At 63.8% G+C, this 17,933-nt stretch carries 18 protein-coding genes; 6 read left to right on the top strand and 12 right to left on the bottom strand.

Annotated elements, in window-relative coordinates:
- Positions 1–6: 6 nt before the first annotated feature.
- Positions 7–231 carry a hypothetical protein gene (locus tag H3Z74_RS24355; RefSeq protein WP_229726974.1) on the top strand — a complete coding sequence of 75 codons (225 nt, stop codon included), beginning with the start codon at positions 7–9 and terminating at the stop codon, positions 229–231.
- A 53-nt stretch (positions 232–284) separates the two neighbouring features.
- The gene (epsC, locus tag H3Z74_RS08335) at positions 285–1,169 is read left to right on the top strand and encodes a serine O-acetyltransferase EpsC (protein WP_229726973.1); all 885 of its coding nucleotides are present in this window, start codon (positions 285–287) and stop codon (positions 1,167–1,169) included.
- A 25-nt stretch (positions 1,170–1,194) separates the two neighbouring features.
- Here the strand turns inward: epsC and msrB are convergent, their stop codons facing one another.
- The 5 genes from msrB to H3Z74_RS08310 form a co-directional block, all read right to left on the bottom strand.
- Complete coding sequence (gene msrB, locus H3Z74_RS08330; RefSeq protein WP_187763432.1) at positions 1,195–1,644, bottom strand: peptide-methionine (R)-S-oxide reductase MsrB; 450 nt, start codon at positions 1,642–1,644, stop codon at positions 1,195–1,197.
- Positions 1,645–1,683: 39 nt separating this feature from the next.
- The gene (locus tag H3Z74_RS08325; protein WP_187763431.1) at positions 1,684–2,538 is read right to left on the bottom strand and encodes an alpha/beta fold hydrolase; all 855 of its coding nucleotides are present in this window, start codon (positions 2,536–2,538) and stop codon (positions 1,684–1,686) included.
- A 76-nt stretch (positions 2,539–2,614) separates the two neighbouring features.
- Complete coding sequence (locus H3Z74_RS08320; RefSeq protein ID WP_187763430.1) at positions 2,615–3,085, bottom strand: nuclear transport factor 2 family protein; 471 nt, start codon at positions 3,083–3,085, stop codon at positions 2,615–2,617.
- Entirely contained in the window at positions 3,085–3,714 is a 630-nt protein-coding gene (locus tag H3Z74_RS08315; RefSeq protein ID WP_187763429.1) for a pyridoxamine 5'-phosphate oxidase family protein, read from the bottom strand. Before H3Z74_RS08315 ends, H3Z74_RS08320 begins: the two co-directional genes overlap by 1 nt.
- A 26-nt stretch (positions 3,715–3,740) precedes the next feature.
- On the bottom strand, positions 3,741–4,280 hold the full coding sequence (locus H3Z74_RS08310; protein ID WP_187763428.1) for a carboxymuconolactone decarboxylase family protein: 540 nt from the start codon (positions 4,278–4,280) through the stop codon (positions 3,741–3,743).
- A 117-nt stretch (positions 4,281–4,397) separates the two neighbouring features.
- Between H3Z74_RS08310 and H3Z74_RS08305 the strand changes: the two genes are divergently transcribed.
- Together H3Z74_RS08305 and H3Z74_RS08300 are read left to right on the top strand one after the other, a co-directional pair.
- Positions 4,398–5,306: a LysR family transcriptional regulator gene (locus H3Z74_RS08305; protein ID WP_187763427.1), complete on the top strand. Its 909-nt coding sequence runs from the start codon at positions 4,398–4,400 to the stop codon at positions 5,304–5,306.
- A 456-nt stretch (positions 5,307–5,762) separates the two neighbouring features.
- On the top strand, positions 5,763–7,250 hold the full coding sequence (locus tag H3Z74_RS08300; protein ID WP_187763426.1) for a carboxylesterase/lipase family protein: 1,488 nt from the start codon (positions 5,763–5,765) through the stop codon (positions 7,248–7,250).
- Here H3Z74_RS08300 and H3Z74_RS08295 read toward each other — a convergent pair whose 3' ends face one another.
- Positions 7,251–9,275 (bottom strand): TonB-dependent receptor plug domain-containing protein, encoded by a 2,025-nt coding sequence (locus H3Z74_RS08295; protein WP_187763425.1) that lies wholly within the window; start codon positions 9,273–9,275, stop codon positions 7,251–7,253.
- A 537-nt stretch (positions 9,276–9,812) separates the two neighbouring features.
- On the opposite strand from H3Z74_RS08295, the gene H3Z74_RS08290 reads away from it, so the two are divergent.
- Positions 9,813–9,959: a hypothetical protein gene (locus tag H3Z74_RS08290; RefSeq protein WP_187763424.1), complete on the top strand. Its 147-nt coding sequence runs from the start codon at positions 9,813–9,815 to the stop codon at positions 9,957–9,959.
- Positions 9,960–9,963: 4 nt separating this feature from the next.
- On the opposite strand, the gene H3Z74_RS08285 is transcribed toward H3Z74_RS08290, so the two are convergent.
- Complete coding sequence (locus tag H3Z74_RS08285) at positions 9,964–11,400, bottom strand: NAD-dependent succinate-semialdehyde dehydrogenase (protein WP_187763423.1); 1,437 nt, start codon at positions 11,398–11,400, stop codon at positions 9,964–9,966.
- Between the two features lie 146 nt (positions 11,401–11,546).
- Entirely contained in the window at positions 11,547–12,125 is a 579-nt protein-coding gene (locus H3Z74_RS08280; RefSeq protein ID WP_187763422.1) for an FMN-dependent NADH-azoreductase, read from the bottom strand.
- Between the two features lie 80 nt (positions 12,126–12,205).
- On the opposite strand from H3Z74_RS08280, the gene H3Z74_RS08275 reads away from it, so the two are divergent.
- Complete coding sequence (locus H3Z74_RS08275; protein ID WP_229726972.1) at positions 12,206–12,601, top strand: winged helix-turn-helix transcriptional regulator; 396 nt, start codon at positions 12,206–12,208, stop codon at positions 12,599–12,601.
- Between the two features lie 84 nt (positions 12,602–12,685).
- Here H3Z74_RS08275 and H3Z74_RS08270 read toward each other — a convergent pair whose 3' ends face one another.
- From H3Z74_RS08270 to tkt, 4 genes are all read right to left on the bottom strand, one after another.
- Positions 12,686–13,507 (bottom strand): Cof-type HAD-IIB family hydrolase, encoded by an 822-nt coding sequence (locus tag H3Z74_RS08270; protein ID WP_187763421.1) that lies wholly within the window; start codon positions 13,505–13,507, stop codon positions 12,686–12,688.
- Positions 13,504–14,490 carry a phosphogluconate dehydrogenase (NAD(+)-dependent, decarboxylating) gene (gnd, locus tag H3Z74_RS08265; RefSeq protein WP_187763420.1) on the bottom strand — a complete coding sequence of 329 codons (987 nt, stop codon included), beginning with the start codon at positions 14,488–14,490 and terminating at the stop codon, positions 13,504–13,506. Before gnd ends, H3Z74_RS08270 begins: the two co-directional genes overlap by 4 nt.
- A gap of 151 nt (positions 14,491–14,641) precedes the next feature.
- Positions 14,642–15,769, bottom strand: coding sequence for a transaldolase (gene tal / locus H3Z74_RS08260; protein ID WP_187763419.1), 1,128 nt, complete (start codon positions 15,767–15,769; stop codon positions 14,642–14,644).
- Positions 15,769–17,871, bottom strand: coding sequence for a transketolase (gene tkt / locus H3Z74_RS08255; RefSeq protein ID WP_187763418.1), 2,103 nt, complete (start codon positions 17,869–17,871; stop codon positions 15,769–15,771). The genes tal and tkt overlap by 1 nt, the downstream gene beginning before the upstream one ends.
- Between the last annotated feature and the right edge of the window lie 62 nt (positions 17,872–17,933).

The raw sequence follows: 17,933 nt of genomic DNA, 5'->3' as shown, positions 1-17,933 counted from the left end.
GCGACATTGGACAGCCTCGGCTTACATCACACCGACAGCCGGGCGAATTTCGTCTTCTTTCAGACCAGCGCCGTTGCGGATGTGCGCCGCGTCGCAGCCGAGCGCGATATTCAGATCGCACGCAGCTTCCCGCCACTCGACGATTGGGTTCGGATCACCATTGGCACGCCCGCCGAGAATGATGCGGTCATCAACCTGCTGCGCGATGTGCTGAGAAAGGGAAAGAAATGAGCGATCATGGCCAAACTATATCGACAATCGCATTTCCCGGTGAACTGAACATCGTGATCGATGGCCTTCAGCGCGCGCGACAGGATTGGCGCACCGGCCATGCCCGGCATGCCGAACGCGGGCTCCAATTTCCATCGCGCCGCGCCTTGGAGCGGATCCTCCGCGAACTGGGTTCCGCACTGTTTCCGTTACGCCTTGGGCCACCGGAGCTGACTGCCGATAACGAAAATCGCTGGATCGAAGCGACGCTGGAATCGACCCTTTCGCAACTTGTTGCACAAATCGTTATCGAGCTTCGGATCGCCCGGCCCGGAATCGACAGCGCCGAGGAAAGCGCGGAAGCCGAACGCATCATCGGTGTGTTCGCCGCGAGCCTACCCCGCATCCGGCGCCTGCTCGACGACGATGTCGAGGCCGGCTTTGCCAATGATCCCGCGGCGCGCAGTGTTGATGAAGTCCTGCTATCCTATCCTTCGCTTGCGGCGATCATTCATCACCGGCTGGCGCATCTTCTTCATGGCCTTGGCGCGCCACTGGTTGCCCGCATTATTGCCGAGATCGCCCACACCGAAACCGGGATCGACATTCATCCCGGCGCGCGGATCGGACGGCGGTTTTTCATGGATCATGGTACTGGAATCGTGATCGGCGAAACCGCCACGATTGGTGACCGCGTCAGGCTGTACCAGGGAGTGACGCTGGGCGGCGAGCCAGTGGCGGCGGGTGCGGCTCAGGCGGAAGGTGAAGGCACCACGCGACGCCATCCCGCGATCGAGGACGATGTCGTGATCTTTGCCGGTGCGGTCCTGCTTGGCCCGTTAACTGTCGGCGCGCGTTCACATATCGGTGGCAATGTCTGGCTGCGGCGCGATGTCCCGTCAGACAGCGTGGTCGAAGCACCCGAACCACTGATCCGCCCGGCCGGGAGCGAACGCTGAACTGAGCGTCCGCCCAAGCCTCGACTCAGGCCACCTCTTCGACCTGGTCGAGATACGCCCCATAGCCCTGCGCCGCCATGTCGTCCCGGTGCACGAAGCGCAACGAAGCTGAGTTGATGCAGTAGCGCAAACCGCCACGATCCTGCGGCCCGTCCGGAAAGACATGGCCGAGATGGCTGTCGCCATGCGCCGAGCGAACCTCCGTGCGCACCATGCCGTGCGTGTCGTCGCGCAGCTCGCTCACATTCGCCGGTTCGATCGCCTTGGTGAAGCTCGGCCAGCCGCAACCCGATTCATATTTGTCGGACGAAGCGAACAGCGGCTCGCCTGAGACAATATCGACATAGATGCCGGGCTCCTTGTTCGCGAGCAGCGGGCCGGTGCCGGGGCGTTCGGTGCCGCTCTCTTGCGTCACGCGATATTGCTCCGGGGTCAGCGCCGCGACGGCTTCGGCGGTCTTGCGATACTCGGTCATGATGGGTCTCCAATCCCGCCTTAAATGGGATGCGCGCGGCTATTTGTCGAGGAAGCCGGCAATGGCGGCCGCGATCTCGCCCGCATGGGTTTCGAGCGCGAAATGGCCAGTGTCGAGGAAGCGGATATCCGCATTGGGCAGATCGCGGCGATAGGCCTCGGCGCCCGGCGGGAGGAAGAACGGATCATTCTTGCCCCAGATTGCCAGCAGCTTAGGCTGATGTTCGCGGAAATAGGCCTGGAAAGCCGGATAGAGCGCGACGTTGCTGGCATAGTCGAGCATCAGGTCGAGTTGCACCTCATCGGCCTCGGGCCGCTCGAGATAATGGAGGTCAAGCGCGATGCCGTCGGGCGAGATCGCCATGACATCGGCAACGCCGTGCTCATATTGCCAGCGGATCGAATGCTCGGTCAGCATTTTGCGCAACGCCTGGCGATTGGCATCGGTCGGCTCGCGCCAGTAGCGCTCGATGGGGTTCCAGCCGTCGCTGAGCCCCTCGACATAGGCATTGCCGTTCTGCGTGATGATCGCGGTCACCCGCTCCGGATGCGCCATCGCGATGCGCAACCCAGTCGGCGCGCCATAGTCGAAGATATAGATCGCGAACCGCTCGAGCCCGATCACTTCGGTGAATCGGTCGATCACCTTGGCGAGTTGGTCGAAACTATAGGTAAAGGCATCGCGCGACGGCAGCGCCGAGCGGCCGAAACCGGGCAGATCGGGTGCGACAAGGTGGAAGCGATCGGCGAGCAGCGGGATCAGGTCGCGGAACATATGGCCCGAGGTCGGGAAGCCGTGCAGCAGCAACAATGTAGGCTTCGTGGGATCGCCAGCCTCGCGATAGAAGATCTCGAAGCCATCGACATCGGCGGTGCGGTAAGTGATATTGGTCATGACATGCTTCCTCGTTGCTGGAACGGCAGGCGCCGCCGGCTGGTGGTAATCGGGTCGATCAGGATCGTTGGAGCGGCTAGAAGCCCAGGTCGCTGAGCCCCGGATGATCGTCGGGTCGCCGGCCAGGTGGCCAGTGATAACAGCGGTCGCAGTCGCGGATCGGCAGATCGTTGATGCTGGCAATGCGCAGGCGCATCAGGCCATTTTCGTCGAACTCCCAATTCTCATTGCCATAGGAACGGAGCCACTGGCTGCTATCGTCCCGCCATTCATAGGCAAAGCGCACCGCAATCCGGTTGTCGCAGAATGCCCACAATTCCTTGATCAGCCGGTATTCCAGCTCTCGTTCCCATTTACGTGTCAGGAATGCGGTGATCGCGTCGCGGCCCTCAAGAAATTCGGCACGATTCCGCCATTTGCTGTCCGGCGTATAGGCAAGCGCCACGCGTGCCGGATCGCAGCTATTCCAGCCATCCTCGGCGAGCCGCACTTTCTCGGTCGCGGACACCAGCGTGAAGGGTGGCACGGGCAGGCGTTGGTTCTCCATCATCGATCTCCTTCGGCGGCGAGTCTGGCGCGCAGCCCGGCATTCTCGCTCTCCAGCTGAGCCAGGCGATCCCGCAGCGGCTTGACCGCTTCGGCAACCTCCGGTTCGGTGAAACGCGGCGTGATGTGCTGCGGACAGTTCCAGTCGAACGCCTGCAACCGCAGCAACAGGATGCGCTCCATCTTCGCCTTGTAATCCGGGACCGTGACCCGTGCGGTGAGCGCAGGATCCGCGTCGAGCGCGACCGCCTCGATATGCGCATAGATCTTCAGCCGGGCGCGCCGCGTATAATCCATCAGGATCAACGCCGCGCGGTCGCTCGCGGCGAGGTTGCCAACGCTGATATATTGCCGGTTCCCGCGATAATCGGGTATGGCGAGCGTACGATCGTCGACCAGTTTCACGAACCCGCGCGGACCGCCGCGATGCTGGACATAGGGCCAGCCGGTCTCCGACACCGTCGCCATGTAGAAGCTGTCGCGATCGGCAATGAACGCCGCCTCATTGTCGGTAAAGCGATCGAAGGCGCGGTTGCCCTTGAAGTCGGTCCACGTCCCCTCGACGCCCATCGCAACCTGTGCGGCGCGGACGCTGGGGGTCACGGCAATGTCGAGGAAACCATAGGACATGATCAATCTCCGGCGTCGGAAAGATGTCAGGCGGCGGCGCGGACCGCAGGGAAATCGATATCGGTCGCCGCGACTTCGTTGAGGAAGTTGGTGAAGACATTCTCGGCAACCAGCGCGACGATCTCTACGATCTGAGCCTCGCCAAAGCCGGCCAGGCGCACCGAAGCGAGATCCGCGTCGCTCACATGGCCGCGCTCCCGCGTCACACTGACGGCGAAGCGCACCGCGGCATCGGCGCGCGGATCGGAAGAGGCGCCGCCACGGTTGAGCGCAATCTCCTCCGGGCCGATCCGGGCCAGGTTGAGCGCGAGATAGGAGTGTGCCGAGAGGCAATAGTCGCAACCATTGACCTCGGCGACCGCCAGCGCGATCCGCTCACGCGTCTTGACGTCGAGCACTTTCTTGAGCGGTTCCGACAGGCCCGTATAGCTCGCCAGCGCCGCCGGACTGATCGCGAGCAGCCGGAACAGGTTTGGCACCACGCCAAGCTGGCGGTGGACCGCGTCGAGCGTCGCGCGGGACGCTCCGGGTGCTGCATCGCGGGTCGGAATAACGATACGGGACATAATCAGCTCCTGTACTGCGCGAGCTGCTCCGGCCCGCTGACAGGGAAATGGGCCTTTTAAGTTCAGTACATAATCCGATAAGATTGGAACTCAGCTTACCGAAAAGTGGAAAGATTGATGGATCGCTTCGAAGCCATGTCGATGCTGCTGACCGTCATCGAACAGGGCAGCCTGTCTGCCGCCGGGCGTGCGCTGCGCGTTCCCGTGCCGACGCTCAGTCGCAAGATTTCCGACCTGGAAGCGCTGCTCGGCGCCCGCTTGCTGATCCGCACCACCCGCAAGCTGACCCTGACCGATGCCGGCATCGCTTATGTCGCAGCAGCGCGGCGCATCCTGGAACAGGTCGAGGATGCAGAGCGCGAGGCGGCGGGCGAGTTCGTCACGCCGAAAGGCGAACTGGTGCTGACTGCGCCGGTGCTGTTCGGCCGACTGCACGTCCTGCCGGTGGTGATCGATTTCCTCGCGCTGTTCCCGGAAATCAATATCCGCCTCATTCTGTCGGACCGCAACGTCCATCTGGTCGACGATCATGTCGATATGGCGGTCCGCATCGGCCGGCTGCCGGACAGCACCATGATCGCGACACGGGTCGGGTCGATGCGGACCGTGATCTGCGCCAGCCCTGCCCTGCTCGCGGGGCATGGCGTACCGCAAGTGCCGGAGGATCTCGCCCGGCTGCCCTGTATCACGCTCGCCATCCCGCTGCCGTCGCCGGGCTGGCAAGTTCGGCCTGCCGGATCGGATATGCCTGGCGAAATCCCGATCGTAGCGCGGCTCACGGTATCCACAGCCGAGGCGGCGGTGGATGCGGCGGTTCGTCGGGTCGGGGTCGCGCGTCTGCTGCACTATCAGGTGGCACGGGCGGTCGAGGCAGGCACGCTGAAGATCATCCTGGAGGCGTTCGAGCCCGAGCCGGCACCGATCAACCTGATCCACGCGGCGCGTGGCCAGATGCCGCTCAAGATGCGCCGCTTCCTCGATTTCGCGGCACCGCGCCTGCGGCAAACGCTGGATGGCGGCACTTGAGACCCGCTGATATTCGACAAAGAGCACCGTCGGAATGCGGGTTGCGTTCAACTTCGGACCGGCCTTTCCGCTGTTATTCGGAAAATAAAAAACCTCACCCCTGTTAAGTTGGATTATAAATCCGTCTTTATTACCAATCTTCAATGCTTTGATCAATATATCCAATATTCGACGGGAAGTATGGAACAGGGGTCAGATGGCGCAATAACAGCGGTCAGCTCACCGCTGTTATTGCCGGAACAGCGGTCGCGGACAGGCTCGATATCTATCAGTCATGTCAAAGAGCGGGGCGAACCACCGGATGATGTTTCTCCCGCCACCACGCTTTCACGACTCGTCTCGAGGTTGAATCGCCCGTGGTCAGGTTATTGGCAACATGCCCCCAAACAGTAAGATGTGTGCGCCGCTCACCTTGGGAGCTGGCGCGACCTTTGACCGGGACGACGGACAATGATGATGTTCTGGCGCGCATCTGCCCTTGCCGGTCTGGCGCTTCTAACGGCAGCGGCGCCCGGCACGGCCGTCGTCAGCGTGGATGGCGGGCAGATCCGTGGCGAGCCGCTTGCCGACCGCATCGCCTTTCGTGGTGTGCCGTTCGCAGCGCCGCCGGTTGGTGCGCTGCGCTGGAAGCCGCCGGTTCGGGTCAAGCCCTGGACGGGCGTGCGCGATGCAACGCGCTCAGCGCCGGCCTGCGCCCAGCTCAGTGACGGCTGGAACCAGGCCAATGCCGGCTATAGCGCCGAGGACTGCCTGTACCTGGAAGTCGCCACGCCGAGCCTGACCCCAGCGCGGCCTCTGCCAGTGCTGGTGTGGGTCCATGGCGGCGGGAACAAGGCCGGCGGCGGCGTGGGCACGATCGCATCGCCGATGGTACGCCGCGGTGTGGTGCTGGTGTCGATCCAGTACCGGCTCGGCGCGCTTGGGTTCATGGCGCATCCGGCGCTGACCGCGGAATCGCCCTTTCGTGCCTCGGGCAATTACGGGCTGATGGATCAGCAGGCGGCGCTGGCCTGGGTCAAGCGCAACATCGCCCGGTTCGGCGGCGATCCGGCACAGGTGACGCTTGGCGGTCAATCGGCCGGGGCGATGGACGTCGGGCTGCTACAGGTTTCGCCCCTGGCCAAGGGGCTGTTCCGACGCGCGATCGAAGAGAGCGGTACGGCGGGCTTCGGCTTTCCGGCCCGCGATCTGCGCGCCAGCGAGGCGATCGGCGAACGGCTCGCCACATTGGCGGGCCAGCCTCATGCCACTGCAGCCGCGTTGCGTGCACTACCGGTCGCCGCATTGCTGGAGGCGGCGCGCGGCATCACCCTGCCTGGCCTGCCCGAGGCCGGCAGCCCGTGGGTCCAGGTCACGATCGACGGCCATGTCATCACCGAACCGCCGGCGAAGACGCTGGCGCGCGGCGGGGGGCAGCGCGTGCCGCTGTTGATCGGCACCAATGCGCAGGAGATCGATTTCTACCCCGATTTGGCCAGCGCGCACGAGCGGCTGTTGCTGGCATTCGGCGCGAATGGAGCCGCGGCGGCGCGCTTCTATGGCTTCGACCGCAGCGAAGCGCCGTCCGCCGACCGGTTACGCGGTCCGGTCCGAATGCAGATCGGCACTGACATCGTCTTCACCTGCCCGACCGAGTTCGTTGCCGGGATGCGCCAGCAGTCGGGGACTACGGTGTGGCGCTACGACTTTACCTATCAGCCGGGACATTCGAGCGAATTGCGCCATGTCTTCGGCAATCCGGGCGAGGACGGCATTGCCGCCGATGCGCCGCCGCTCCAGGCCTATTGGGTGAACTTCATCCGTAGCGGTGACCCGAACGGTGCCGACCTGACGCGCTGGCCAGCTTATGGCGCAGCGCTGCAGTATCTGAATCTGGGCGCCGGCATGCCGGTCGCCGGTACAGGGTTGCGTGCCGAACTATGCACGCACTGGTCCCCACCCTGATCAATTGAAGCGGATACCGATCCAGAAGGTCTGCGGCGTGCCATAGTCCATCGATCCCCCGGCGTTGCGAGTGACCACGGTCTCGTCGAACAGATTCTCCACCCGCCCGATGATCGACACATGCTTCGTCACCGGCATGCGCGCCGTTGCATCGACGGTCAGCGCGTCGGGCAGGACATCCTTCTCAAGGTCATCCTCGAACTGCGCGCCGACATAGCGCAGCGTCGCCGACAAGGCCGGGCCGCCGATCGGTGCCCAACCCAATGTCGCGCTGGCCGAATGGCGCGGGCTCTGTGCGGGGGTAAAGCCATCAAGGCCGATCGAGCTGCCCGATGCCTGCACCTTGCTGTCGCTGAACGCATAGGAGGCGTCGACCCTCACCGCGCCGAAGCGCATATCGGTGGTGACCTCGACACCCTTGGCGACGATCGCGTCGACATTGCGGCGCTGACGCGTCGTGGCGTTGATCGTGACATTGGCGATCGCATTGTCGAGCCGGTTGTAAAAGGCGGTGATGCCGATCTTCACCCCCGGCAGCGGCGTGACATCGATCCCCGCCTCGACGCCCTTCAGTTTCTCGAGCCCAAGAGTCTCGTTCGCTTGAGTGGTAATCGGGAAGACCACGAACGGGCGATACAGCTCGTTCAGGGTCGGCAGGCGGAATCCGGTATAGCCCGCCGCGCGCAGCGCCACGGCATCGCTTGCATTGAACAGCGCGCCGACCCGGCCGGTGCCTTCGAACCCGTCGCGGTTCGCATAATCATTATTGGCGGTCGGCTGGCCCGCGGCGCTCCGCTCGCGATAGAAACCGTCCGTGATCGTCCAGCGGTCGCCGCGTACCCCGCCGGTCAGCACCAGCTTTCCGATCGACCAGTCATCCTCGACGAACGCACCAATGGTGCTGGTCTTCCCGCCGGCATTGCGCCGTGCGGTGACCAGGCCGGTGACGCCGTTATAGGCGTCCTCGAACAATTCTCCTTCCGCGAGCCGCGCATCGACCCCGAGGCGCAGCACATGGTCGGACCCGACCGGCGGGCGGATCTCGATCTTGCCGCCAAGGCCGGTCGAGGGCGTGTTGCGCTGATCAAGCGTCAGGTGAAAACTGGTCGCACTGATCACCCGGTTGGTGAAGTTGCGCGCCTGGACATAAGCCAGCGCATCGACCTGCCAGTTGCCGCGATGGACCAGGCGGATGCTCGCATCCTGCCCCTCCGACGAACTGTCCGCACCGACAAAGCGCAGCGTACGATTGTCGCCGAACACGGTGCCGCGAAATTGCAGGTCGGTTGCGGCATCGAGCGGCGCGACCGCACGCAGCGCCGCCGACCAGTCGCGATACCGTGCGCGTGCCGAGGCAGGAACGCGCTGCGCCGGCGGCGTGGTAAAAAAGCCGTCGCTGCGCTCGAACTTGCCCGACACTGTGGCAAAGCCGCCATTGTCGCCGAGGTCGGGTGAGATCGCGCCGGATACGCTCATCGCATCGTTGCTGCCGTAAAAGCCTTCGCCGGCGACAAGCGGCAAATCGCTGCGCCCCGTACTGACCAGTTCGACCGTCCCTGCGACCGCGCCCGCTCCGAACGGTCCCGCTCCCCCGCCCCGCGTAATGCGCACCGCGCCAAGCCGGTCGCTGGACAGTGACGCGAACGGGATATAGCCGAAGAATGGATCGGCGATCGGCACGCCGTCGAGCAACACCAATGTTCGGCTCGAGGCATTGCCGCCGAGCGAGCGCAGCGTGATACCCTGCGCCGAAGGATTGGCCGAGCGACTGTCCGAGCGGCGGAATTGCTGAAAGCCGGCAACATCCTTCAGAACATTCTCGACCCGGCCCGATGCTTCGTCGGTCAACCGGTCGCGGTCGATCACCACGGAGCCATAAGCAGGCGTACCCGGCGGCAGCGGCAGCCCGGCACCGATCACGACGATGTCGCCACTGGCATCGGCCGGGCCCGACGGCGCCCGCTGCGCGAGCGCGGGACTCGGTAGCAGCGGGACAATGAGCGGCAGGCAGATCAGGCGAAGCATGATGGCGGAGGTCTTTCGGAGCGAACGGCCCACCCCTTAGCCAGTATTTCCATTTCCGCTTCAGCAAAAAAGCTGAAGCCGAAATTCAGTTTATTGCCCAAAATCGTTGCGCCGCAACGCGGCGGGAAGGCTCAAATCCTGGTAAAGATAATATTATTGCACGCCAAAGTCGTCTCGCTCCACGCTCCAGTTCCGGAGGAACACACGCAATTCCGCCATATCCGGCGGTTGCGCATAAATGATTACAGTTGCACAAAACGCAATCACATGCGCATTTTTCGCACTTGCGATAATTCACGCTGCAGTGCACAAAGACGGTGCCTTTCAGGCATCCTCTCCTAAAACTTTCAAGGCCGGTCCCTTTCGAGGGGCTGGCCCTTTTTTTTGCCCTCGCTTTGCGCTACGCCGGAGTCGCTGTCGTCACGCCGAACAATAATAATGTTCGAGGAGTGGAGCCAGCCGGTGAGACCGGCAACGGCGCGATTGCAGTGTGGGGGATCGAGCTGCCCAGGGCGCTCTCCCCCATTTCTTTTTCCGATGATCATCAGCGAAACCTACTTCGCCTCGCGCGCGACCGTTCCTGGCCTTGTCTGGGTCGCCGGCGCGGCGCTCTATCTGTTCTGCCTGCCGCTCCTGTTCGGACGGAAGCCGGGATCAGGGATGAACGCCGCGCCAAAGGCCTGACGCATCAGGCGATATGCACCACCTTGGTGATCATGTGCGCGGCAATGCCCTCCGGGCCGTCCTCCGAGCCGTAGCCGCTGTCCTTCATGCCGCCGAACGGGCTGTCGGGCCAGGTCAGCCGCACGCTGTTGATCGCGACCATCCCCGCCTCGATTGCATCGCCGAGCAGGTTCTGGCGCCGGCCATTCTCCGTGAAGCAATAGGCGGCAAGGCCGAACGGCAAGCGGTTGGCCTGTTCAATCCCTTCCTCCACCGTGGCGAAGGGTGCGATCAATGCGATCGGGCCGAACGGCTCCTCATTCATCGCCCGCGCGCTCAATGGCACATCGGCGATGACGGTCGGGTTGTAGAAGAACCCTGCCCCCTCCGCCCGGTCGCCGCCGGCCAGCACGCGCGCGCCGATGCTGCGCGCATCCTCGACCATCGCCGCGATCGCATCGGGACGGCGCGGATTGGCCATTGGCCCCATCTGAGTCCCTGTCTCCAGCCCATCACCGACCTTCAGCCGCCTGGTGCGTTCGGCAAAGCCGCTGGCGAAGCGATCGTAGATGCCCTGCTGCACATAGAAGCGCGTCGGAGAGACACATACTTGGCCCGCATTGCGGAATTTATGCGCGACCAATGTGTCGAGCGTCTTGTCCAGGTCGCAATCGTCGAACACCAGCACCGGGCCGTGCCCGCCCAACTCCATTGTCGTCTTCATCACCGTGTCGGCGGCGAGCCGGAGCAGATGCTTGCCGACCGGCACCGAGCCGGTGAAGCTGAGCTTGCGTGTGATCGGCGAGGTCAGGAGCTGCCGCGAGACCAGGTCGGGCACACCGAACACGCATTGCACGACATCCCCGGGCAAGCCGGCATCCTGGAAACATCGCACCGTCTCGACCGCGCTGCCCGGCGTTTCCTCGCTCGGCTTCAGGATGATCGAACAGCCGGAGGCAAGCGCCGGCGAGATCTTGCGCACCACATTCAGGATCGGGAAGTTCCATGCGCAGAACGCCGCGACCGGCCCGACGGGCTGCTGCAGCACCAGCGAGCGCATGCCCGGCGGGCGCGGCAGGACACGGCCATAGATGCGCACTGCCTCCCCGGCATGGAAGTCGAGCATCGCGGCAGCTGCCAGCGCTTCGCCGCGCGCCTCCGCAAAGGGCTTGCCCTGTTCGAGTGTCGCCAGCCGGGCAAGCCGGTCGACGCGTTCGCGGATCAGCGCGGCGGTCCTCGCCAGTATTGCAGCCCGCGCTTCAGGCGCAGTGGCGCGCCATGCGAGAAAGCCGCGCTGCGCGGCCTCCAACGCTCGATCCAGATCGTCGGCGGTCGCCAGCGGCAGCGCCGCGAGCACCGCGCCGGTCGCCGGGTTGCGTACTTCCTGAGTGTCCCGGCCGCCGCCATTCAGCCATTCGCCGCCAATATACAGGCCGAGCTGCGGGTCATAATCATGCGTCATGGAGAAACCTCTTGCGGGAACGATGAAACCGCCCCGCCACCCTTGCGGTGGCGAAGCGGTTTCCTGTGTCTGGCGTTGGAGGAACCTATGTCGGATCGCCGCCGATGCCAATCGCGAGATCGACGGCAGGGGTCAATTCCCGGAGGTCAGGCGGCCAGCGCGGTGATCTGACGTTCGGCTGCATCGATCGCGCTGACCTTGTGCTCAGGGCTCACCATCACACCTTCGGCGATGACGAATTCAGGCGCGATGCCGATAAAACCGAAGACCGTACGGAGATAATTTTCGGCATGTTCCGCCGCGGCCGCGGCCGCATCGGCGCCATAAAAGCCGCCACGCGACAGGGCAATGATCACGCGCTTGTCACCGGCCAGCCCCTTGGGTCCATTCTCGTCATAGCTGAACGTCTTGCCGGCAACCAGAAAGCGATCGATCCACGCCTTGAGCTGGCTGGGAATCGAGAAATTATACATCCCCACGCCGATCACCACCACGTCGGCGGCAAGGAATTCCTCAAGCACCGCGGCGCTCTCAGCGGCCGGTCCCGGGGTTTCACCCGCCATCGCGGCGAGGTCGTAATGCACCAGCGGGTCAGTCGCCAGGTCGCGCCGCACGAGTTGCAGCGACGGATCGATCGCGCGCAGCCGGGCGACGGCCGAAGCCGACAAGGCACGGCTGACCGAATTGTCGCCGAGGATGGAGGAATCGATATGGAGAAGTTTCATGTTTGCGAGTCCTTGTGGTAACAATCAGTAACCGAGGCTGGATATGTGACTGTCCACACAGCCCGCAAGGAGGCACTATTTTGTTACCCGGGCACACCAATGTGACCAAGGTCAAGCTACCCGTTACTCAAGAAAACTGCCGTCCGGTCGCACCGATCCTGGCGCGTGTCGGCGACAAATGGAGCATATTGGTGGTGATGATCCTGTCGCAGGGACCGCGCCGCTTCAATGATCTGAAGCGCAACATCGACGGCATCTCGCAACGGATGCTGACCCTGACGTTGCGCGGGCTGGAGCGCGATGGCCTGGTCACGCGTACCGTCTTCCCGACGATCCCGCCACGAGTCGATTACGCACTGACCGATCTCGGGCATTCGCTGTGCGTGCCGGTAACCGGGCTGGGCAAGTGGGCGATGGCCAATATCGACACAATCGAGCGCAGCCGGGCGGAATTCGATGCGCGGAGCGAGGATTAAGGCAGGATAGAATCACCATTTCCGTTCGTTTCGAGCGAACGGAAATGGTGAATCAGCGCAACTCAAAAAAACCCGCGCTGGGGTTCAAACCGCGACACCCAGGATCATCTCCCCGATCGCTCGCGCCACGCCATCGGCGTCGTTCCCGCTGGTGACCAGATCCGCCTTGGCCCGGACTTCGGCCGGTCCCTGCCCCATCGCGATCGACAGGCCGGCGCGCGCGAACATCGGCAGGTCATTGGCCTGGTCGCCGATCGCGGCGACATTGGAGAGCGCCGTGTCCATCGCACCGGCAAGCAGCGCGATGCCATCGCCCTTGTTGGCGGCCAGCGCAGTGACGTCGAGATAATAGGTCTGCGACTGGACGATCGTGGCGCGTGCGGACAGTCCCGCCGCGCGATCATGGAGATCGGCCAGCAGCGCGGGATCGTCGCTGACAAAAGTGAGCTTGTCGGCGCGGTCATACAGCGCGGAAAAGTCAGTGGTGATGACCGGCGCCTGGTTCGACGCGATGCGTTCGCTGGCGACGTGCGAACCCTGATCGGTGCTCGCGTACCAGATATCGTCCGCGAAGACCCAGCGATCGACCGCGGCGTCACCGACCAGATCGAACATCGTACGCACCACATCCGGATCGATCCGATGCTGGCACAATATGGTGCCGTCACGGCGGAACACGGTGCCGCCATTGAACGCGCCCATCGGGTCGTCGATCTCCAGTGCATCGGCGATCGGCATCATCCCCGACCGCGGTCGCGCGCTGATGACGGTGAAGCCGATCCCCGCCGCACGCAGCCGTGCGACTGCGTCGATCACGGGCTGGGTCAGCTTCTTCTGCTTGTCGACCAAGGTGCCGTCCAGATCCGAGACGACGAGCCGGACCAGCTCACCCCCCGCCGAACTCATTGCGGAATCTCGACATGGCCGCCAAAGCCATAGCGCATCGCCGAGAGCAATTTGTCGCCGAAGGTGTGGTCGACCCGGCTGCGATAGCGTGCGAACAAAGCTGCGGACAGGACATTGACCGGCACGGCCTCCTCCATCGCCGCGTCGATCGTCCACTGACCCTCACCAGAGTCCGCGACATTGCCGGAGAATTGCTCGAGCGCCATGTCCTTGGCCAGCGCGGCGGCCGATAGATCGAGCAGCCAGGACGAGATCACGCTGCCGCGCCGCCAGACTTCGGCGATATCGGTCAGGTTGAGGTCGAAGCGCTGATCCTCGGGCAAGCGTTCCGACGCCTTGGATTTGAGGATGTCGAAGCCTTCGGCATAGGCCTGCATCAGGCCATATTCGATGCCGTTATGGACCATCTTCACGAAATGCCCCGCACCCGCCGGGCCGGCATGGATATAGCCCTGCTCGGCACGTGCATCCTCACCCTCATTGGCCATGCGGTTGGGGGTGCGCGGAATGGTGCCGATGCCGGGCGCGAGCGCGGCGAGGATCGGGTCGATATGGCTCACCGCATCCTTGTCGCCGCCGACCATCATGCAGAAGCCGCGTTCCAGGCCCCATACCCCGCCCGAGGTACCGACATCGACATAGCGGATCTTCTTTTCCGCCAGGTCCTTCGCGCGGCGGATATCGTCCTTGTAGAAGCTGTTGCCGCCATCGATGACGATGTCGCCATCGCCGGAGAGAGCGGCGATGCTCGCAATGGTCTGCTCGGTTGGATCGCCTGCCGGCAGCATCACCCAGAAGATCGCCGGACTGTCGAGCTTGCCCTTCATGTCTTCGAGCGACGAAGCCGCGATCGCCCCATCGCCGACCAGCGCCGCGATCGCATCGGGATTGCGGTCATAGACCACCGTCTCATGCCCCGCGCGCATCAGCCGACGCGAGATATTGCCGCCCATCCGGCCAAGGCCGATGATACCGATCTTCATTGCTGCGTACGCCTTTCGAACACGGTCAAACAGAGTTGAGTTCCCCGGCGAAGGCCGGAGTCCAGTCGGGAAACGATGATAACTGAGCGACGCGCCTCGTTACTTCGGCCTTTCCGACTGGACCCCGGCCTCCACCGGGGAAGCAGATAGGTCAGGCCACCGCTTCGGGATGCTTGGCGGCGATGGCACCAAGCAGGTCGTCGAACGCCTTGGCGAAGCTGTGCACGCCTTCCTCGACCAGCGCATCGGTCACACCGCTCAGGTCGAGCCCGAGCCGCTCGGTCTCGGCCAGCGTGTGGCGCGCGCCATCGACATCGGCGCTCAGCGTCTCGGCGACACTGCCATGATCGCGGAACGCATCGAGCGTCTTGGGCGGTACGGTGTTGACCGTATCGGCGCCGATCAGCGTGTCGAGATAGAGCGTATCGGGATAATCCGGGTTCTTGGTGCCGGTCGACGCCCAAAGCAGCCGTTGCGGCATCGCGCCCCTGGCGGCCAGTGCCTGCCAGCGATCCGAGGTGATGAACTCCTCATACCAGGCGTAAGCGAGCTTGGCATTGGCGATGGCGACCTTGCCGCGCACTGCCTTCAGCGCCTCGCTCTCGGCATCGCCGTCCTTGACGCGTGCGTCGATCGCATCGTCGATCCTGGTGTCGATGCGGCTGACGAAGAAGCTTGCCACGCTGGCGATGCGGTCGATCGGTTCACCCCGTTCGGCACGCTTTTCGAGGCCGGCGACATAGGCCAGCGCGACCGCCTTATAGGCATCGATCGAGAAAAGCAGCGTGACGTTGACGTTGATCCCGGCATCGATCGTCGCGGCGATCGCGGGAACGCCCTGCGGCGTGCCGGGGATCTTGATCATCAGGTTGGCGCGGTCGACCTCCGCCCACAGCTTGGCCGCCTCGGCAATGGTCGCGTCGGTATCGGCGGCGAGATAGGGCGAGACCTCAAGGCTGACATAGCCGTCCTTGGCATCGAGCCGGTCATAGACCGGGCGCAGCGTGTCGGCCGCGGCCTGGATGTCCTGGATCGCAAGATGTTCGTAACGCGCCATGGTCGATGCGCCGGGATTGGCCTTGTCATACTCGGCGAGCGCCGCGTCATAGGCCTCGCCATGCCCCATCGCCTTTTCGAAGATCGACGGATTGGAGGTGACCCCGGTCAGCCCATCCTCATCGACCAGCTTCTGCAACCCGCCGGCCTCGAGGAATTTGCGATCGACGAAATCCAGCCATACCGCCTGGCCCTTCGCCGCGAGATCGTTCAGCCGTCCCATTATTTCTTCTCCAACATTTGCTCAGCCACCGCGACGATATTTTCGACGGTGAAGCCGTATTTGTCCTGCAGTTTCGCCAGCGGCGCGGAGGCGCCGAAGGTCGACATGGTGATCGTGCGCCCGTCGAGCCCGACATAGCGGTCCCAACCCAGTTCGCCGCCCTGCTCGACCGCGAGCCGCGCCGGAACCGAACGGGGAAAGACGGAGTCGCGATAGGCGCGATCCTGCTTCTCGAACAGATACCAACTCGGCATTGAGACCACGCGAGACCGGATGCCCGAGGCAGTCAGCCGTTCATGCGCCGCGACCACCATCGGCACTTCGCTGCCGGTGCCGATCAGAATGATCTCGGGGTGGCCGCCTTCGGCATCGGCCAGAATATAGGCGCCCCTGGCCAGCCCCGAAGCCGGCGCATATTTGCTGCGGTCGAGCGTCGGGATCGCCTGGCGCGAGAAGATCAGCACGCTTGGTTCATGCGTGTGAGTCAGCGCGACCTTCCAAGCCTCGGCCGCCTCGTTCGCATCGCCAGGGCGGATCGTGTCGAGCCCGGGGATCGCGCGCAGCGTGGCGAGATGCTCGATCGGCTGGTGCGTCGGGCCGTCCTCGCCCACGCCGATCGAATCATGCGTAAAGACGAAGATCACCGGCAATTCCATGATCGCGGCAAGCCGGATCGGCGCGCGCATATAGTCGGCGAAGACCAGGAAGGTGCCGGTGTAGGAGCGCAGATAGGACAGCGCCATGCCATTGGCGATCGCACCCATGGCATGTTCGCGCACCCCGAAATGCATGTTGCGCCCGCCATAATCGTTCGCCTCGAACGATCCCGCGCCGTCGAAGGTCAGGTTGGTCTTGGTCGAAGGCGACAGATCGGCCGCCCCGCCCATCAGCAGCGGCAGATGCGGCGCGATCGCGTTGAGCGTCTTGCCATTGGCCTCGCGCGACGCGATGCCCTTGGCATCTGCCGGAAAAACCGGGACGTCGGCATCCCAGCCACCTGGCAATTCATCCTTGCGTGCACGGTCGAGTTCCGCGGCAAGATCGGGGTGCGCGGCGCGGTAGCGCTCGAACATCGCCTCCCATTCCTGACGCAATGGCTCACCGCGCGCGGCGATGGCATCGTGAAAATGATCGGCCACACCGTCGGGCACGAGGAATTGCGCATCCTCGGGCCAGCCATAGGCCTTCTTGGTCGCGCGGACATTGTCTTCGCCGAGCGGCTCGCCATGTGCCTTCTCGCTATTGGCGCGTGGGGAACCCCAGCCAATGATCGAATGCACGACGATGAAGGTCGGCCTGTCATCGGTCGCGCGGAATGTCTCCAGCGCCCTTGCCACCGCGCCGCAATCATTCGCGTCATCGACATGGATCACGTTCCAGCCATAGGCCTCGAAGCGCTTGCCCGTATCCTCGATAAAGGCCAGATCGGTATGCCCCTCGATGCTGATCGTGTTGCTGTCGTAGATCCAGCACAGGTTGGACAGCTTGAGATGCCCGGCGAGCGAGGCGGCCTCGCCCGACACGCCCTCCATCATGTCGCCATCGCCGCACAGCACATAGATATCGTGATCGAACACGGGAAAGCCGTCTCGGTTGAAATGCGCCGCCAGATGCCGCTCGGCGATCGCCATGCCGACCGAATTGCCGCAGCCCTGACCGAGTGGCCCGGTGGTCGTTTCGACCCCGGTGGTCATGCGGTATTCCGGATGGCCCGGGGTCTTGGAATCGAGCTGCCGGAAATCCTTGATATCATCGAGGCTGACCGCCGCCTTGCCGGTCGGTTTGCCGTCGGAGTCGATTTCGCGAACCTTGGCGAGATGGAGCAGCGCATAGAGCAGCATCGACGCGTGCCCGACCGACAGCACGAAGCGGTCGCGATTGGGCCAGTCGGGCACCGCCGGATCGGTGCGCAGAAATTGCGACCAGAGCGTATAGCCGACCGGCGCCAGCGCCATCGGCGTGCCGGGATGGCCCGAATTGGCTTTCTGAACCGCGTCCATCGCCAGGGTGCGGACCGTATCGATGGTCAGCCGGGCGAGTGATCCATCTTCGCGAAGGCCATCGCGATGGCCCGGCCTTTCGCTGACGTCGCTGTCGCTCATGCTTGCCCGTTCCTTTTGTTTCCGGCCCAACGCGACGCGGCTGGCGTGGTTGCATGCCTGTA

Origin of the sequence: Sphingomonas alpina (assembly GCF_014490665.1) — a bacterium.
Taxonomy (GTDB): domain Bacteria; phylum Pseudomonadota; class Alphaproteobacteria; order Sphingomonadales; family Sphingomonadaceae; genus Sphingomonas; species Sphingomonas alpina.
The sequence above is the reverse complement of the archived record's forward strand: the minus strand, read 5'-3'. Positions and strand labels throughout refer to the sequence as shown.

Coding starts and splice junctions, on each gene's coding strand:
- msrB (WP_187763432.1), bottom strand. CDS start 1,644: ATGACCGAGTATCGCAAGACCGCCGAAGCCGTCGCGGCGCTGACCCCG.
- H3Z74_RS08325 (WP_187763431.1), bottom strand. CDS start 2,538: ATGACCAATATCACTTACCGCACCGCCGATGTCGATGGCTTCGAGATC.
- H3Z74_RS08320 (WP_187763430.1), bottom strand. CDS start 3,085: ATGGAGAACCAACGCCTGCCCGTGCCACCCTTCACGCTGGTGTCCGCG.
- H3Z74_RS08315 (WP_187763429.1), bottom strand. CDS start 3,714: ATGTCCTATGGTTTCCTCGACATTGCCGTGACCCCCAGCGTCCGCGCC.
- H3Z74_RS08310 (WP_187763428.1), bottom strand. CDS start 4,280: ATGTCCCGTATCGTTATTCCGACCCGCGATGCAGCACCCGGAGCGTCC.
- H3Z74_RS08305 (WP_187763427.1), top strand. CDS start 4,398: ATGGATCGCTTCGAAGCCATGTCGATGCTGCTGACCGTCATCGAACAG.
- H3Z74_RS08300 (WP_187763426.1), top strand. CDS start 5,763: ATGTTCTGGCGCGCATCTGCCCTTGCCGGTCTGGCGCTTCTAACGGCA.
- H3Z74_RS08295 (WP_187763425.1), bottom strand. CDS start 9,275: ATGCTTCGCCTGATCTGCCTGCCGCTCATTGTCCCGCTGCTACCGAGT.
- H3Z74_RS08290 (WP_187763424.1), top strand. CDS start 9,813: ATGATCATCAGCGAAACCTACTTCGCCTCGCGCGCGACCGTTCCTGGC.
- H3Z74_RS08285 (WP_187763423.1), bottom strand. CDS start 11,400: ATGACGCATGATTATGACCCGCAGCTCGGCCTGTATATTGGCGGCGAA.
- H3Z74_RS08280 (WP_187763422.1), bottom strand. CDS start 12,125: ATGAAACTTCTCCATATCGATTCCTCCATCCTCGGCGACAATTCGGTC.
- H3Z74_RS08270 (WP_187763421.1), bottom strand. CDS start 13,507: ATGAGTTCGGCGGGGGGTGAGCTGGTCCGGCTCGTCGTCTCGGATCTG.
- gnd (WP_187763420.1), bottom strand. CDS start 14,490: ATGAAGATCGGTATCATCGGCCTTGGCCGGATGGGCGGCAATATCTCG.
- tal (WP_187763419.1), bottom strand. CDS start 15,769: ATGGGACGGCTGAACGATCTCGCGGCGAAGGGCCAGGCGGTATGGCTG.
- tkt (WP_187763418.1), bottom strand. CDS start 17,871: ATGAGCGACAGCGACGTCAGCGAAAGGCCGGGCCATCGCGATGGCCTT.